The sequence below is a fragment of the Corynebacterium atrinae genome, assembly GCF_030408455.1.
Taxonomy (GTDB): domain Bacteria; phylum Actinomycetota; class Actinomycetes; order Mycobacteriales; family Mycobacteriaceae; genus Corynebacterium; species Corynebacterium atrinae.
Window position 1 is genome coordinate 1,697,074 of sequence record NZ_CP046977.1, and the last position, 16,744, is coordinate 1,713,817.

Below are 16,744 nucleotides of genomic sequence, written 5' to 3' on the forward strand. Positions count from 1 at the left end.
CGGTTTCGCCGACTCAGCAGGCTTGAAGGGTCAAGGGATTCGACATGTTGGAGTTGGAGAAGGTCCCAACATGTTCTTGCCCCTTCGCGCGAAAAATCCCCCTGCCATAGGCAAGGGGATGATCGTGGAAAATGGAGGCAGATTTACTCTGCGGTCTCCTCAGCGGCCTCTTCAGCAACTTCTTCAGCCTCAACAGCTGCAGCAGCCTCAGCGGCGGCGGCTTCCTCGGCAGCAGCCTTCTCAGCTGCTTCCTTCTCTGCCTGAGCCTTGGCCTCGGCCTCTTCCTTGGCCTTCTTCTTCTTTTCGGTCACGGCCTCGAGGGACGGACCATCGTTAGCCTCGGCCAGGGCCTGGTTGAACAGGTCCAGCTTGGAGGGCTTGGGCTCTGCCACGCGCAGGGTGCCCTCGGCGCCGCTGATGCCCTTGAACTTCTGCCAGTCACCGGTGACCTTCAGCAGAGCGAGAACCGGCTCGGTCGGCTGGGCGCCGACGGAGAGCCAGTGCTGAGCGCGCTCGGAATCGATCTGGATGATGGAGGGGTCCTGCTTGGGCTCGTAGATACCGATGTTCTCGATAACCTTGCCGTCGCGGCGGGTGCGGGCGTCGGCGATGACCACGCGGTAGTGCGGGGTACGGATCTTGCCGAGGCGCTGAAGCTTAATCTTGACAGCCATGATGGCTCCTTTAAGTCACTGGGCAGTTCAGTCACCCGCCAACTGCCGGCGGGCCGGTTCAACCCTTGGATTCACCTGCGTGTGACGTGTCCGGTTGACCGTGGTCAAGGGCGGCGCTACGCAGGAACTCGGACAACTATACCGGGTCCGCCACCCGATCAGAAATCCCCAAAGATTGAGGTGTCAACGTACAGGTCAAGTCGGCACACGTCTGCGGGACGAACGACAAACATGGAGGTGGGGACGGCGTCGATAAGCAGCGGACTCGCTGATCAGGCGGAAAGCTACTTTTTGCCTTGCCCAAAGTCGAGATTGTCCAAGTCGATACCCTCCATGCCCTTGGGCATCTTTGGCATCCCCGGGAGCTTAGGCATGCCGGGCATTCCGCCGCCAGCTTCCATCTGCTTTTGCATCTGCTGCAGTTGAGCCATGTCGGGCATTCCCGGCATCCCACCCGGCATCTGCGGCTGAGTGGGACGATTCTTTACCGGCTTGCGCTTGCCACCCTTACCCTTGCGGCCCTTGGGCTTCTTCTTGGTGGCGGATCGATTCATGCCCGCACCTGGCATCCCGAACTGCCCGGCCATCTGGCTCATGGCCTTCTTGGCTTCAAAGAAGCGGTCCACGAGCTGATTAACGTCGGTGACGCCGACGCCGGAGCCTGCGGCGATGCGCTTGCGACGGGAGGCATTGAGGATCTTCGGATTCGAGCGCTCAGCGGGGGTCATGCCGCGGATGATGGCCTGGATGCGATCAAGCTGCTTCTCGTCGACCATGTCGGCCATCTGGTTCATCTGCTTGCCGCCGGGCAGCATCTTGAGCAGGTTGCCAATGGGGCCCATGCGGCGAATCATGAGCATCTGATTGAGGAAGTCCTCGAGGGTGAGCTCGCCCGCGCCGAGTTTGGCGGCGGTTTCTTCCGCCTGCTTCTGGTCAAAGACCTGCTCGGCCTGCTCGATGAGGCTGAGCACGTCACCCATGCCGAGGATGCGGCTGGCCATGCGCTCAGGGTGGAAAACATCGAAGTCTTCGAGCTTTTCACCCGTGGAGGCGTACATGATGGGCTTGCCGGTGACCTCGCGGATGGAGAGTGCGGCACCACCGCGGGCGTCGCCATCGAGCTTGGTCAAGACGACACCGGTGAAATCGACGCCGTCGCGGAAAGCTTCCGCAGTGCTCACCGCGTCCTGGCCGATCATAGCGTCGATGACGAATAGGACTTCGTCGGGGTTGACGGCATCGCGGATGTTCCGGGCCTGCGTCATCAGCGTTTCATCGATGCCCAAGCGACCGGCGGTATCGACGATGACCACGTCATGCTGGGTGCGGCGAGCTTCTTCGATGCCCGCTTGCGCGACGGCGACGGGATCACCATGGGAGGTGCCCATCTCATGCTCATAAGAATCAATCGACGTGCCCGGGTCGGGGGCGAAGGTGGGAACACCCGCGCGCTCACCGACGATCTGCAGCTGCTGGACGGCACCGGGGCGCTGCAGGTCACAGGCCACGAGCATCGGGGTGTGACCCTGCTTAGTCAGGTGCTTGGCCAGCTTGCCAGCCAGGGTCGTCTTACCGGCACCCTGCAGGCCGGCGAGCATGATGACGGTCGGCGGGGTCTTGGCCAGCTGGAGGCGACGGGTTTCACCGCCGAGGATCTCCACCAGCTCCTCGTTGACGATCTTGACTACCTGTTGCGCGGGGTTCAGCGCCTCGGAGACCTCGGCTCCTGCGGCGCGCTCCTTGATGCGCTTGATAAAGCCGCGGACAACCAATAAGGAGACGTCGGCTTCCAACAGCGCGAGGCGAATCTCGCGGGCCGTGGCGTTGATGTCCGCCTCGGTGAGCTTGCCTTTTCCGCGCAGCCCAGTGAGGGCGGATTGGAGGCGGTCGGACAGAGACTCAAACACTAGGACACTCTCCCTGGCTCTTGGGCAGTTACAACTTTCCCATGTTAGCCCCTTGCAAGCGCCCGGGTCACATCTTTGTCCACCTGGACCCGGTCGGGTGGTGCTGCGAATGCCGCTTGCACGATGAAGGTGGCACCTGGCGTGCGGGCCTCCAGCCATGACAGCTCGGGAAGAACGGAGAGCAAGGTGCCCAACACCCTGGGGCGAAACACCGTGCGGACCTCCAGGACAGCGCCGTTCCAATAGGTGGCGGTCGGCCCCGGTTCGGCCTGCGGAAGTGTCGAATACACCCCCGACTTGTAGGCCTGGACGAGCCCATCTGCATCGGCTGCCTCCGCCAGGGTAGCCACGGCCGGGCGCACATCGAGCTCCACGTGGACCAGGCCTTCTGAGTCGGTGGCCAGGCGCGCTCCGATAATGGTCCACGCCTTCGCCGCGGCTACGGCGAGGACTCGCTCGAACACACGTTGCTCACTCCCCCGCCACCACACGGTCAGCGTCTCCGCCTCGTCGTTGACACGCAGTCCCAGGTCCGTCGGGGCGTGGAGGTGGGGGCGCGCCGGCGTTAATTCGGTGAGAGCCTGGCGGGCTCGTCGGGCGAGGACTCGCACACCCGATTCCAGGCGACGGTTCCATACCCCGGGACCGGTGGCGCGGGCGTCGGCTTCGGTGAGCACCTCCAGCAGGTTGACGCTGATGAGGTCGTAGTGGAGGGCGTCGAGAAGCAGGTCACGGGAGGCGTCGGACGTGGGATCCGTCGTGGCGACCAGTCGGGCCATGGTGGTGTGCTCTGCGACGAGGGTCTGCACCCGCGACCGGTCCGGGAGGTTCAGGCCCAGGCGAACAGCCATCCGGGCGACGAACTCAGCGCCCACCTGCGCGTGGGGACGGCCATAGCCCTTGCCGATGTCGTGGAATAGCGCGGCCAGCAGCAGCAGATCGGGGCGTGCAACTTGCACGGTGACTGCGGCACAGAGGGCGACGGTGACCAGCGAGTGGGCGTCGATGGTGTGGATATGTGTTCGCTCGCGGGGCATGCGCCCGCGAACGTGGCTCCATTCGGGAACCATGGGCTCCCACCTGCCGTGTCGGTCGAGATTTTCAATGACCCGGGCGCTGTGTTCCGGGGAGGCCAGGAGGGCGAAGAAGTCGTCGGCAGCCGCTGCGGTCCACCGGGGCGGGAGTGCTGGCACCTTGTCCAGCTGCAGCCAGGTGTGTTCGGCGATGGGCAGACCCGTGCGAGCCGCCGCGGCGGCGACGCGGAGGATCAACGCCGGATCGGAATAGTCAGGGTTGCGAGACAAGGTGATCTGCCCACCCGCGTCAACAACGTCGAGGTCGAGCGGCCGACGAGACACGGCCCGGGAGCGGCCAGCCAGGACCCCGCGGGCGGTGGCCAGACCTGCGTTGAGGGCGTCGTCGACGCGGCGGGCGGCCTCGGCCAGAGTGGTGGACAGCTCGTAGCGGTCAGCCATCCCCAACTGGGCGGAGATGTCTTCGGCAAATTCTGGGTCGAGCACATCGCGGAGGCGGCGAGTCGCCCGGTGCAGCAGCGTCCGCACATCCAGCAGGAGCGTGCGCTCCCGCGACAAGGGCGCGGCGTCGCAAAGATTGGCCGTAGCCAGGGCATTGAGCAGGTCGATATCTCGCAGACCTCCGCGGCCGTGCTTGAGGTCCGGGTGGGTCATGGCGACGACCGATCCGGCGCGCCGCCAGCGGGCCGCCGCCGTAGAGACGAGCGCGTCGAAGTTCCGGGAGATTTCGGTGCGCCAGCGGCTGCGGACGAGCGCATGGGCCCGCTCGGTGAGGCCCGCGTCGCCCCGGAGGTGTCGCATTTCCAGCAGGGCCAGGGCCGCGGTGGAATCGGCGGCGATCATGGCGGCGCATTCTTCGGGGGTGCGCACGGAGTAGTCGAGGCGGAACTTCGCATCCCAGATCGGCGTCCACACCTGCTCTACCTGCTCCTGCGTCGGCGGTTGCTCGGCCGGATGCAGGAATATGAGGTCAAGGTCGGAATGTTCGGTCATCTCCCGGCGCGCGAGGGAACCGGTGGCGACGAGCGCGCAGCCGTCCGGGAGAGGGAGAGTCTGTAATAGCCGAAAGGCCCGGGCCGCGACCTGCTCCCGCACTGCGGCGGGGTCAGGGTGGGGCTCCGGGCCGCTCAGGCGGTGATCCGGGTGTGGATCAGATGGCATCGTCATTGCGCTCGCCGGTGCGGACGCGGATGACGTGGTCGACGGTGGTGACCCAGACCTTGCCGTCGCCGGCTTTCCCGGTGTAGGCGGCCTTGGTCACGGCGTCGAGGACATCGTCGAGCATATCGTCGCGGGTGAGGATTTCGAGCTTGACCTTGGGCACGAACTCGGTGGCGTATTCCGCGCCTCGGTAGACCTCGGTGTGCCCGCGCTGCTGGCCGTAACCTTGGGTTTCAGTGACAGTCATGCCATGCACACCGACTGTCTCAAGGGCCTCACGAATGTCTGCGAGCGTGAAAGGTTTGACTACTGCTGTCACGAGTTTCATTCTTTACTCCTGGTTGCTGTCGCGGACATCTTCGACGGAAGCGCTCACTGATCCCGGGTAGGGGCGGGTGGCGTGCTGGTCTCCCGTGACAAATCCTACTGCCCCTCCAGCGAAGGGCCGCGGCTCGCGTCCAACTAGGTCGTCGTAGGCGGACTCGCGGTGCTCATGGATGTCGATGCCTTCGAATTCGGCCTCGGCATCAATGCGCCAGCCCAGGGTGGCCCGCAGAGCGAGTCCGATGATCGCGGTGATCCCTCCGGAGAAGATCATGGTGACCAGGGCGATGACGATTTGCACCACGAGCAGCTTGAGGCCATCGATGCCGCCGCCGGTGAGAACACCGGTATCCGTGGCGACAAACGCCAGGCCGACGGTGCCCCACAGGCCCGCGACGAGGTGCACGCCAACGACATCGAGCGAGTCGTCGTAGCCGAAGCGGTACTTCAGGCCGACGCCCAGGCAGGCCAGCGCGCCACCGATGACGCCGAGTACCAGCGAGGTCAGGGGCGTCAGCACGCCCGCCGCCGGGGTGATGGTGACCAGGCCAGCTACCACGCCCGAGGCGGCACCGAGTGAGGTGGGGTTGCCGTCACGGAGCTTTTCGACGCCGAGCCATCCCAGCATCGCTGCCGCCGTCGCGGCAGTCGTGTTCAACCAGGCCAGTCCAGCGGCACCGTCGGCGGCGAAAGCGGAGCCACCGTTGAAACCGAACCACCCGAACCACAGCAATGCAGCGCCGAGCATGACGAAGGGCAGGTTGTGGGGGCGCTGTGCAGCAGTGAGGAAGTCACGTCGACGTCCGACCAGCAAAGCCAACACGAATGCGGCGGTACCAGCGGAGATGTGGACGACGGTGCCGCCGGCGAAGTCGATCGGCGCGATGGTCGCTTCCCCATTGGTGGAGCCGAAAAGCCAGGCGGCGACGCCGGATTCCGCGTGGGAGAGAAGTCCCCCTCCCCACACCATATGAGCCAGCGGGAAGTAGACGAAGGTCGACCACAAACCGGAGAAGATGAGCCAGGTCCCGAATTTCACTCGCCCGGCCAACGCGCCGGAGATGAGGGCGGTCGAGATAACGGCGAAGGTCAGCTGGAATGCAATATCGATGACGTTGGCGTAACCGGAAGCTCCCGCCAGGTAGTTACCGGCCGAGCCGGTGATGGAGTCCCGCAAGCCGAAGAATTCCAACGGGTTGCCGACGATTCCCCACCAGGACTGGGTGCCGTAGGACATCGACCAGCCCCACAGGATGTACACCACGCTGACGACACCTAAGGTGCCGAAAGACATCATCATCATGTTCAGCGCAGAGCGGCGACCCGTCATGCCCCCGTAGAAAAGTGCGAGCGCGGGTGTCATCAGCAACACCAGCGACGCCGAGACGAGCATCCAGCTGGCGTTTCCCGACGCCATCATGATTTCATCTGCGTTCATGTGCGGACCTCCTCGTTATCGAATTCCCTAAACTATCGTGCGACAGGTTTTACTGCCGCGACTAACTATAGGACGATAGAAACGGTTTCGATAGCTCAACAGGTTTGGGCGGGGGTAGACCCTACCCCCGCCCAAGTGATCACGCCGCTACCCGAGGAGCGCGTCCACAAAAGCCTCGATGTCAAACGGGGCCAGATCGTCAGCACCCTCGCCCAAACCAACCAGTTTGACGGGAACACCCAGCTCCTCCTGCACCTGGAACACGATGCCGCCCTTAGCCGTGCCATCCAACTTCGTCAGCACCACACCGGAAATATCCACGACATCCCGGAACACCCGAGCCTGAGTCAGGCCGTTCTGTCCCACCGTCGCATCCAGGACCAGCAAGACCTCATCAACAACGGCCTTCTTCTCCACCACTCGCTTGACCTTGCCCAGCTGATCCATCAGCCCGGTTGCGGTATGCAGGCGCCCGGCGGTGTCAATGAGCACGACGTCAGCTTGCTGCTCGATGCCCTTCGCCACGGCGTCGAAGGCCACCGACGCGGGATCCGCCCCCTCCGAGCCCCGCACCGTCGACGCGCCAACTCGACGCCCCCACGTCTCGAGCTGATCTGCCGCCGCCGCACGGAAGGTATCCGCCGCACCCAACAACACCGTGTGCCCCATGGACACGAGCACACGAGCCAACTTGCCGGTGGTGGTGGTCTTGCCGGTGCCGTTGACTCCCACAACGAGCACCACGGCCGGCTTACCCTCATAGGGCATGGCCTTGATGGAACGATCGAGCTCAGGACCGCCCGCCTCGATGAGGGTTTTTCGCAGCATGGCCCGTGCCTCTTCTTCGCTGGATACACCGCGCTCGGCAATCTTTAGGCGCAGGGACTCTACGACCTTCATGGTCACCGCGGTACCCAGGTCCGCCATGATGAGCGTGTCCTCAATTTCCTCCCAGGCATCCTCATCCAAGTCACCTGCGGACAAAATGCCCAGGACACCCTGACCAATGACGTTTTGAGAGCGCGACAGACGTCCACGCAAACGACCCAACCTGCCCGACGCGGGAGCAATCTCCTCTACCTCGGTGGGAGCCGGCTCCTGCTCGGGCGCAACCTCGGGAACCGGAGTCTGCTCAACGGCCTCCTCAACGGCATCGACAGTCACTGCGGCCGCAGCTGCAGCCTCTTCAGCTTCCTCCACGATCTCGGGCTCCGGGATCACGCTTTGTTCAACTTCCGGTTCGACAACCATTGAGTCGGAGTCTGGTTCGGAAGTGGACTGCGAATCCATCTCAATTGCGACTTCGTCGACGACGACTTCAGTCTCGACAGGCTCGGGTGCAACGTCAGCTTCGATAGCCTGCTCCACCACGGCTTCGGCCTCCACAGGGTGAGGAGCAACCTCGGAATCTTCGTCCACGGCAATAACTTCCGGCTCCGCCACCTCAACGCCCTCGGTTGCCTCAGAAACTGGCTCCGGAATCGGGATCTCCTCAACCTCGACATTGTCAACAACGTCCGCCACCGGTTCTGGTTCGACGACCTTTTCCGGCACGACGGGCACGACAGGCACGACAGGCACGACAGGCACGACAGGCACGACAGGCACGGGCTCCTTCTCAGCCTGCTTCGCGGGGGCGAAGTTGAAATCTCCGGTGGCTTGATAGTTGCCGGACTTCTCCTGTTGGGTTAATTCTTTTGGTGCTTCGTCCTTCTTTTCAAAGCTGACCGTTTTGCTCTTTCTACGGTTCAGCCCGACAACGATCACAGCAATGAGGATGAGGAGAAGGACTAGCGCGGCGAGCGCTACGGAGACCAGAGTCAAGTTCATAGTGTCCATAGTGGCAGGACTCGCCGGAATTCTCACCTAGGTTCGTGGTGTGGACTCATTCTTTGACTGAGAACTCGGGTGATTCCATCACCGCGCATGGTGACACCGTAGAGAACGTTTGCCACATCCATGGTGGGTTTTTGGTGTGTGATCACGATGAGTTGCGAGTCCTTGCGCAGGTCTTCGAAGAGCGCAATAAGCCGTCGCAGGTTGACATCGTCCAACGCCGCTTCGACTTCGTCCATGACGTAGAACGGGCTCGGCCGCGCTTTGAAGATGGCGACGAGCATGGCCAGGGCGGTGAGGGACTTTTCGCCGCCGGAGAGCAGCGACAACCGCTTGACTTTTTTGCCTGGGGGGCGGGCTTCGACGTCGATGCCGGTGGTCAGGAGGTCATCGGGGTCGGTGAGGATGAGTCGGCCCTCGCCGCCCGGGAAGAGTGTGCCAAAGACATGCGGGAACTGGGCCTCGACGTCGTGCCAGGCGTCTGTGAAGAGTTGGAGGATCCGCGCGTCTACCTCGTCAATAACTCCGGAAAGGTCCTTGCGGGCCTGGACGACATCGTCGAGTTGGGTGGATAGGAACTCGTAGCGCTCCTCCAGCGCCTTGAATTCTTCCAGCGCCAGGGGGTTGACCTTGCCCAGGGCGGTGAGATCCTTTTCTGCCTGCTTGAGGCGTTTTTCTTCCTCCGGCCGGTTGAAGTCCTCGCCGGGGGTGTAGTCGGCCATCAAATCGGCAATGGGCACGCCGAGCTGCTCGACGATCTTCGACTCGGCCTCGTCGATACGCACTTGTGCCTGGGAACGGGCAATGTCGCCAGCATGTGCATTGTCGGTGAGCCGAGCCAACTGGTTGCGGGTGGCGCTGTCCTTGTCCTTCGCCCGCGCGAGCTCAGTGGAGATCGCCGTTCGCCGCTGGGTCAGCTCATCTCGATTGGTCACCGCCCGCGCCGTCGCGTCGGCTACCCGCGCCGCAAGGTCACGGGCATGCTTCTCCACGCTCTCCGCCAGCTCAGCCGCCGCCCGTCGCCGTCGCATCGCTTCATCGTGTCGGGCCTTCGCCTGCCGCTCGTGCGCGGCCTGTCGGCGCAAGCTTTCCCCTTTGCCAGCCGCCTGGTTGGCGCGTTCCTCGGCGGTGCGCAGCGCTAGGCTCGCTTCCATTTCCATGGCCTTGATCTGTGCCAATGCCGCCGTCGCCTCGTCACGAGCCACCGTCGAAGGCTCCTCCGGCGCAGCCGAATCCTCCACCCGCGCCAAGCGATCGCGGACCTCAGCAAGTTCGTCGCGCAGGCTGGCGAGACGGGCATCGGCACCCGCAGCGCGCTCGGCGGCACGCTGGTGTTCCGCCCGGTTGGCCTCGTACTGTTTCCGCAGGCGCGCGGCGTCGCGCTCCCACGCGAGCACCGACTGATCGTGTTCGCGCAGCGCCGCCTTCTTCGCCGCGGCGTCCACACGTGCGTCCTCCGCGGCGATACTCGCACCGGCGAGGGTGCCCGAGAGCTCCTCCAGCTCCGCCCGAGCGCTCACGAGTTCTTCTTCTGCTTCCGCAATCTGCGCGCTGACCTCGACCGGGGTCGCGGCACCATGGCCGACCTGCACCCACCCCTGTCCGCACAGCACGCCGTCGCGGGTGACGGCCCGCAGGCGCGGGTCCTGTGCCACCGCCTTCCGGGCGGTGGGCAGGTCGGCGGTGAGGACGACGTCGGCAAGCAATCGGTTGACTGCCACCAGGATTCGCTTATCGACGTCCACGTGGTCCAGAATCCACGTCACCCCGGCCGGGAGCGTGGCATCGAGCCGCCAGGGTTTGCCCGAGTCGCTGGCATCGATGAGGACGGTGCGGGTGCTATCATTCAGCTCGGCGAGCAGACCTTCGCTGAGCTGGCCGGTCAAGGCTTCGGCGTGTGGCCCCAGCGCAGCGGAGACGGCGCGCGGCTCGGGGCTGCTGATGAGCTCGGCGAGGGCCGTCCACTCCCCTAGTTTCTCGGCGGCGGACACGGTTGGGGCGTTCTGGCGCAGCGTATCGATCCGCGCCTGCAGCGAATACACCGCGCGCTCCCGCTGACGTTGCTGCTCCCGGAGCTGTTCAAGCCGCTTCTCGGCGGCGCCGGCCTCGCTCGCGGCCCGCACGTGCGCCTCGTCCAATGGCTCCCGTCGCCCACCCAGTTCCTGGAGCGTGGCCGACACCTCCGTCACCTCGGCCTCGGCAGCAGTGGTGCGGGCAAGTGTCTCAGCGAGGGTTTCCTCCTGGCGCGCGATGTCCTCCTCAGCCCCAGTCACCTGGTTGGCGAGGGACTCCTCCGCCGCGATGAGGCGAACCACACCTTCCCGACGGTCCGCAATCGCCCGCACCTGCGCCATGTGCTCGGCGTCGGCCTCCCGACGCGCCTCTTCCCGGTCCATCACCTCGTCGCGAATCGACTCCAGCCGTTCGCGAGCCATCTCTGCGGTGTCGGTGAGTTGCTCGAACTCCTCCTCCGCCTCCGCGGCGCGACGCTCCAACGCCTCCGGGTCTTGTCCGGCGTAGGCGATCTGGGCACCGGCATTGGCGCTGCGTTCCGCCGCGATCCGCGAGGTCGCGGAGACCCGCTCCGCCAGCGTGGACAAGGTAAACCACAGCTGCTGCGCCTCTTCGGCCTGCGGAGTGATTTCCTCCAATTGTCCTTCGAGCGTGACCTGCACATCAGTGGCTTCTTCCAGCCGCTCGGTGAGCTCCTCCACCTCCTCTGCGAGCAGGCGGGACCGGCGGTCCGCGTCCTCGAACTCCTGCCGCAGTCGCTGGACGCGATCGCCTGCCAGTCGCAGGCGGGCGTCGCGAAGCGTGGCCTGGACCGTCGCCGCCCGCTGCGCCGCCTCCGCCTGCCTGGCCAACGGCTTGAGCTGGCGCTTCAGCTCCGCCGTGAGGTCGGTGAGGCGATCAAGATTCGCCTGCATACCAATGAGCTTGCGCTGCGCCTTCTCCTTCCGGCGGCGGTGCTTGAGCACCCCCGCCGCCTCCTCGATGAAGGCACGGCGCTCCTCCGGCTTCGACTCCAAGATCTGCGCCAGCCTGCCCTGCCCGACGATGACGTGCATCTCGCGGCCAATGCCGGAATCGGACAACAGCTCCTGGATGTCCATAAGCCGGGCCTTGGCGCCATTGATTTCGTACTCGCTCGCGCCATCGCGGAACATCCGACGGGTGAGCGAGACCTCGCTGTACTCAATGGGCAACGCGCCATCCGAGTTATCGATGGTCAGCGTCACCTCAGCGCGACCGAGCTGCTGACGATCCCCCGCCCCCGCGAAGATGACATCCTGCATCTTCCCGCCACGCAGGGTCTTTGCCCCCTGCTCCCCCATGACCCAGGCGAGCGCATCAACCACGTTGGACTTGCCCGACCCGTTCGGCCCGACCACCGCGCAGATACCGGGCTCAAATTTCAGGGTCGTCGCAGACGCAAAGGACTTGAATCCTTTAAGCGTCAACGACTTCAAATGCACCCGGTCAGATTAACACCTGAGAACCCTGAGGCTATTCGACGGTGAACCCTCGTTCACCCTTCGCCGGGGACCACTTGAAAGCAATGCGATCCACCCGACCTGGGCGACGATGGGAACTGCGCTTTTCCTGCAGACGATGGAGCAACTCTTCGAGTTGGGCACCGGAACCTTCCGCGACGACGCAGACGCGGCCGTCGGGAAGATTGGTGGCAGACCCGGTGAGGTCCAGCTCGATTGCCTCACCGCGCACCCACCAGCGGAAGCCCACGCCCTGCACCAAGCCGTGCACGTAAGCAGTTAGACGATCGGCCATTCGCTTCGACCTTCGAGCTTGCGGTAATCCTCGGCGCTGCGACGGGTGACCGGATCGGAACCGTCCCATACCTCGACGTTCTTGAGTTCGGGGAGCATGTCACGGTTAAACACCGGATCGAGCCCCTGCCGCTTCTGTTCTCCGTAGTTCTTGAGCAGCTTGAAGGCCACACCACCCAGCGGAACGATCGCGATGAGGTTGATGAACACCATCGAAGCGGCGAAGGTATCGCCCAGTGCCCACACCAGCGGGAGGGAGCCGACGGCACCGAAGAAGACGAACCCGACCACGACCACGCGGAAGACGTTGAGCCAAGTCGTCGACTTGGTCAAGTACTCAATGTTGGCCTGAGCCAAGTAGTAGTTACCCAAAATGGAGGAGAACGCCAGGAAGAAGAGGATGAAGGTGACGAAGTGGGTTCCCCACGCGCCAACCTCACTGGACAGCGCCGACTGAGTCAGGGACGCACCCTGAATGCTCTCGCCGTACACCATGTCTTGGCTGCCGAGCAGAATGATGAAAGCGGTGATGGAACACACCACCAACGTGTCAAAATATACGCCCAGGGTCTGCACAAGTCCCTGCTTAACGGGGTGAGACACCGTCGCCGTAGCGGCAGCGTTCGGGGCGGAACCCTGGCCGGCCTCATTGGAGAACAAACCTCGACGCATACCGTTCATGAACGCCGCGCCAACCGTCGCACCGACGACTTCCTTGAAGCCGAGGGCGTGGCCGATGATGTCGGCGATGACACCCGGAACTTCCTGGATGCGCAGCGACAAGACGATGACAGCGACGACAATGTAGGCCACCGCCATGAACGGAACGATGATCTGAGTGGCATGGGCAATACGGCGCACACCACCGAAAATGATCGACGCCGTGAACAGGGCCAGGACGCCACCGATGATCATCTTGAAGCCCAGGGAGTCACGCTGGAGCGACTGACCAACTGCCTCGACGATCGAGTTCGTCTGGATGGCGTTGTAGATAAAGCCGTAGGTGATCGAGATAAAGATCGCGAACAGGATTGCCAGCCAGCGGGCATTGAGGCCACGCGTCATGTAGTAGGCCGGGCCACCGTGATAGTTTCCGTCCTTATCGCGCGTCTTCCACAGCTGGGCCAACGTCGACTCCACAAACGCCGTCGCACCACCGATGATGGCGATCATCCACATCCAAAAGACCGCACCGGGGCCGCCCAGGGTGATGGCGACCGCGACACCAGCCACGTTGCCGGTACCCACGCGCGACGCCGCCGAAATGGTGAACGCCTGGAACGCAGAGATGCCGCCATACTCATCATCCTGGTCTTTGCCCTTGCCACCAGGCTTCTCCATGACGGACTTGAACATGTCGGGCACCAGACGGATCTGGACCAGCAGGGTACGGATGCCGAAATAGAGTCCGGCAGCAATGAGCAACCACGGTACGACCGTCCAGAGGTTGTCGTTGATCGTCCCTGTGACGAACGATTCGATGTTTTCCATTGCTTTAATGTAGCCCGCCTTGTGGCTGTGGTCACCACTTAGGCAGATATTGGTGTGGTTCACTGGGCATCGAGCGCCTCCCCTATCCTTGAGTGCGCATAATGTCAGGGCACGCGGATGCTCCCAGATACTCAATCGCGTCAAAGCCAGCCCACACATGCTCAGGCCCTTTGCAACCGTCATTTTCGCGAGAGTTCGGGACGATAACCTGGCGAAATCAGGGGTGCGTTCCAGGAGAATGGGTGCCTGCTCTAAACAGGGACTGCGATTCAGTAGCCAGAATGACCTTCCAAATCCTCAGCCCCTCCTTCCAACCTCCGTGAATCCAAAAGGAGACCACGACAATGATATGACCTCGCCAAAATTGGGCACGTTTCCGGGGTTGGAGCAGTATCAATCATGCCAAGATAGTGCTTATGAGAAATCTCCTCGCCCCTGTCGCCTCACTCTTCATTGTGACGGCCTTGTCCCTTACTGGTTGCGGCACAACCATAGCACCAGAGACCGCTCCCTCCACCAGCACCGCCGTAGAGGTTGATGTGCCAGAGACAGAGACCTCGAATGCCAATTCATTCGTAGACGGAGTCCTCACTACGCCCGACTTCACGATCAAGATCACCGATTATCGCGTAATTCCGGCGGGGATGGAAGGTAATGAGTACGGCGATGCTCCCGTCCTCGCAATCTGGTATGACACAACGAACCTCGGAACCTCAGACGACGAGATTACACCGATGCGGTTCATCTACCATTTTGACTCGTTCCAGGATAACAACCCGAACATTGAGAACAAGTTGAAAGTGGGGATGCTCCCAGACTCAACGTTTGGCCAGACACAAACGGCGAGCATTAAGGCCGGCGGCACCCTCGCAAACGCAATCGCATACGTTCTAACCGACACAACCACTCCAGTAGATCTGGTAGCCAGTGAATTTATTGGAGACGAGATCGGACGCATGACCTTTAATCTAAATTAGACGAAACCGGAGGAACGACCGTCGGGATATCCGTCAGTCCGACAGGCATCCTTAAGAGATGATATTGGACCTCCAAGTCGACGCACCAGGCCCACGAGCACTATTCTTGCGGCTCGCACGAGGAACCCCAAAACCCGCACTTCCTAACAACTCCGGGGTCAATCCCCCTTCCAAACCCACCGAGTTGTTAGGAAGTGCGGGTTTGCATCGACTCTGTGAGTGTGAACGGTTTAGGGGGACAACATGAGCTGGATATCCATCCTCACATCACCACCGGACCAGCACTACTTCCTGACTTAGGCCATTTTGGTGTGGCGCAGACCATCTTGACGTCTGGAACTGGGCATTTTGGCGGTGTGAGGGGCTGTTTGTCAGACTAAGCGGGGTAGCAGTGGGGGTGGCAGTAGGCTGTGAATCATGCCACCGAAGATCCGCACCGTACCGACTGCGTCCGGTGCCACGGCTGTGCAGGTCATCTGGGGGTATCGGAATCGAAAACCCGTCCTTGATCACCTTGGCTCCGCCCACACTGATGAGGAACTTAGCCTCCTTCTCGCCCGCGCCCAACGCATGATCGACGGCGATCAAATAGGCCTCGACCTAGGACTAAACGACGAGGTCACCATGCCAGCCGGGACAGGCGCGGTGGATAATCCCGTACCCATTACCAGCGAACGCGCCAACCACCTCATCAACGCCATCCACGGCGCCTACCACCAGCTGGGACTACACGAGGCCACCGATCATGACCCAGTCTTCTACGACCTAGTCACCGCACGGATCATCCACCCCGGTTCGAAGTTCGAATCCATCGAAACCCTCGCCGAAATCGGTGTCGCCTCTGCCTCCTACCGCACCATCCAACGACGCCTACCCGTCTACGCCACCACCGCCTTCCGCGACCAGGTCACAAAGGCACTTGCCACCCATGCTGGGATCGGCCCAGGCGTGATGGTCCTCTACGATGTCACGACCTTGTACTTCGAAACAGACAAAGACGACGACCTTCGGAAACCAGGGTTTTCCAAGGAGCGTCGCCTGGAACCCCAAATCACCGTCGGGTTGTTGTCTGATGCCGCTGGGTTCCCCGTAGCGATCGGGGCGTTCGAGGGGAACAAAGCCGAAACCCAGACGATGTTGCCGATGATTGATCGGCTCAAGGATGCTTATCAGCTTGATGACATCACCATCGTCGCCGACGCCGGGATGTTCTCCGCCGGTAATAAACAAGCCGTCGTGGATGCCGGACTGCACTACATCCTCGGTACTCGGGAGCGTGACATTCCCTATCCGATCCAGGTGTGGAGGCAGGCCAATCCCGGGGCGTCCTACACCGACGGGCAAGTATGGAGGTTTGCTGACCGCACGGGCCGTGGACCCGATGGTATCCCGCATTCGGTGACCTACTACCAGTATTCCTGGGATCGGGCACGCCGGACCTTGAAAGGGATCGATGAGCAGGTAGCGAAAGCGCAGCGAGCTGTCGCAGGTCAAGTGCCGGTCAAACGCAACCGCTATGTGGACTTGAAAGCCCCGAATAAGCAGGTCAACCACACCTTAGCGGATAAACACCGCGCACTAGCTGGGGTCAAAGGCTATGAGACCTCACGGGTAGATCTGAATCCTGAGCAGGTCATCGGGGCGTATCGGCAGTTGTTCAAGATTGAGAAGGCGTTTCGGATGGCGAAGTCGGATCTGAAGGCCCGGCCGATCTTCCATCGGAAGAAGGATTCCATTGATGCGCACTTGACGATTGTGATGGCGGCGATGGCTGTGGGTCATGTGTTGGAGCAGCGCTCGGGGTTGTCGTTGAAGCGGCTGGTGAGAACGTTGAAGAAGTACCGATCGTTCACTATTGAGGTCGCCGGTCAGACTGTTTATGCGCAGTCCCCGGTTCCTGCTGAGGTTGAGGAGATCTTGGCTAAGCTTCCTCGTCTGTCTGACTAATTTGGCCTAAGTCAGGTTAGGAAGTGCGGGTTTGCATCGACTCTGTGAGTGTGAACGGTTTAGGGGGACAACATGAGCTGGATATCCATCCTCACATCACCACCGGACCAGCACTACTTCCTCGAGCACCCCTCGCAGGTAGCTCCAGTGCTCAAACAGTGGGCCAC

At 62.4% G+C, this 16,744-nt stretch carries 11 protein-coding genes; 2 read left to right on the forward strand and 9 right to left on the reverse strand.

Annotated features, from left to right (window positions below; genetic code table 11):
* Nucleotides 1–143: 143 nt before the first annotated feature.
* The 9 genes from rpsP to CATRI_RS08365 form a co-directional block, all read right to left on the reverse strand.
* A complete protein-coding gene (gene rpsP, locus CATRI_RS08325; RefSeq protein WP_290216532.1) occupies nt 144–674 on the reverse strand; it encodes a 30S ribosomal protein S16 in 531 nt (176 codons plus the stop codon).
* Nucleotides 675–958: 284 nt separating this feature from the next.
* Complete coding sequence (gene ffh / locus CATRI_RS08330; RefSeq protein ID WP_290216534.1) at nt 959–2,581, reverse strand: signal recognition particle protein; 1,623 nt, start codon at nt 2,579–2,581, stop codon at nt 959–961.
* A gap of 44 nt (nt 2,582–2,625) precedes the next feature.
* Nucleotides 2,626–4,776 carry a [protein-PII] uridylyltransferase gene (locus CATRI_RS08335; RefSeq protein ID WP_290216536.1) on the reverse strand — a complete coding sequence of 717 codons (2,151 nt, stop codon included), beginning with the start codon at nt 4,774–4,776 and terminating at the stop codon, nt 2,626–2,628.
* Nucleotides 4,766–5,104, reverse strand: coding sequence for a P-II family nitrogen regulator (locus CATRI_RS08340; protein ID WP_290216539.1), 339 nt, complete (start codon nt 5,102–5,104; stop codon nt 4,766–4,768). The genes CATRI_RS08335 and CATRI_RS08340 overlap by 11 nt, the downstream gene beginning before the upstream one ends.
* 3 nt (nt 5,105–5,107) lie before the next feature.
* Nucleotides 5,108–6,538 (reverse strand): ammonium transporter, encoded by a 1,431-nt coding sequence (locus CATRI_RS08345; protein ID WP_290216541.1) that lies wholly within the window; start codon nt 6,536–6,538, stop codon nt 5,108–5,110.
* 147 nt (nt 6,539–6,685) lie between these two features.
* Nucleotides 6,686–8,368: a signal recognition particle-docking protein FtsY gene (gene ftsY, locus CATRI_RS08350; protein WP_290216543.1), complete on the reverse strand. Its 1,683-nt coding sequence runs from the start codon at nt 8,366–8,368 to the stop codon at nt 6,686–6,688.
* Nucleotides 8,369–8,400: 32 nt separating this feature from the next.
* Nucleotides 8,401–11,850, reverse strand: coding sequence for a chromosome segregation protein SMC (gene smc, locus CATRI_RS08355; RefSeq protein ID WP_290216544.1), 3,450 nt, complete (start codon nt 11,848–11,850; stop codon nt 8,401–8,403).
* A gap of 31 nt (nt 11,851–11,881) precedes the next feature.
* The gene (locus CATRI_RS08360) at nt 11,882–12,163 is read right to left on the reverse strand and encodes an acylphosphatase (protein WP_290216546.1); all 282 of its coding nucleotides are present in this window, start codon (nt 12,161–12,163) and stop codon (nt 11,882–11,884) included.
* A complete protein-coding gene (locus tag CATRI_RS08365) occupies nt 12,148–13,653 on the reverse strand; it encodes an alanine/glycine:cation symporter family protein (protein WP_290216547.1) in 1,506 nt (501 codons plus the stop codon). Before CATRI_RS08365 ends, CATRI_RS08360 begins: the two co-directional genes overlap by 16 nt.
* A gap of 416 nt (nt 13,654–14,069) precedes the next feature.
* Between CATRI_RS08365 and CATRI_RS08370 the strand changes: the two genes are divergently transcribed.
* Together CATRI_RS08370 and CATRI_RS08375 are read left to right on the forward strand one after the other, a co-directional pair.
* Nucleotides 14,070–14,630: a DUF5067 domain-containing protein gene (locus CATRI_RS08370; protein ID WP_290216550.1), complete on the forward strand. Its 561-nt coding sequence runs from the start codon at nt 14,070–14,072 to the stop codon at nt 14,628–14,630.
* A gap of 417 nt (nt 14,631–15,047) precedes the next feature.
* Complete coding sequence (locus tag CATRI_RS08375) at nt 15,048–16,577, forward strand: IS1634 family transposase (RefSeq protein ID WP_290216554.1); 1,530 nt, start codon at nt 15,048–15,050, stop codon at nt 16,575–16,577.
* Nucleotides 16,578–16,744: the final 167 nt, after the last annotated feature.

Coding starts and splice junctions, on each gene's coding strand:
- CATRI_RS08340 (WP_290216539.1), bottom strand. CDS start 5,104: ATGAAACTCGTGACAGCAGTAGTCAAACCTTTCACGCTCGCAGACATT.
- CATRI_RS08365 (WP_290216547.1), bottom strand. CDS start 13,653: ATGGAAAACATCGAATCGTTCGTCACAGGGACGATCAACGACAACCTC.
- CATRI_RS08345 (WP_290216541.1), bottom strand. CDS start 6,538: ATGAACGCAGATGAAATCATGATGGCGTCGGGAAACGCCAGCTGGATG.
- ftsY (WP_290216543.1), bottom strand. CDS start 8,368: ATGAACTTGACTCTGGTCTCCGTAGCGCTCGCCGCGCTAGTCCTTCTC.
- CATRI_RS08375 (WP_290216554.1), top strand. CDS start 15,048: ATGCCACCGAAGATCCGCACCGTACCGACTGCGTCCGGTGCCACGGCT.
- CATRI_RS08360 (WP_290216546.1), bottom strand. CDS start 12,163: ATGGCCGATCGTCTAACTGCTTACGTGCACGGCTTGGTGCAGGGCGTG.
- rpsP (WP_290216532.1), bottom strand. CDS start 674: ATGGCTGTCAAGATTAAGCTTCAGCGCCTCGGCAAGATCCGTACCCCG.
- CATRI_RS08335 (WP_290216536.1), bottom strand. CDS start 4,776: ATGCCATCTGATCCACACCCGGATCACCGCCTGAGCGGCCCGGAGCCC.
- CATRI_RS08370 (WP_290216550.1), top strand. CDS start 14,070: ATGAGAAATCTCCTCGCCCCTGTCGCCTCACTCTTCATTGTGACGGCC.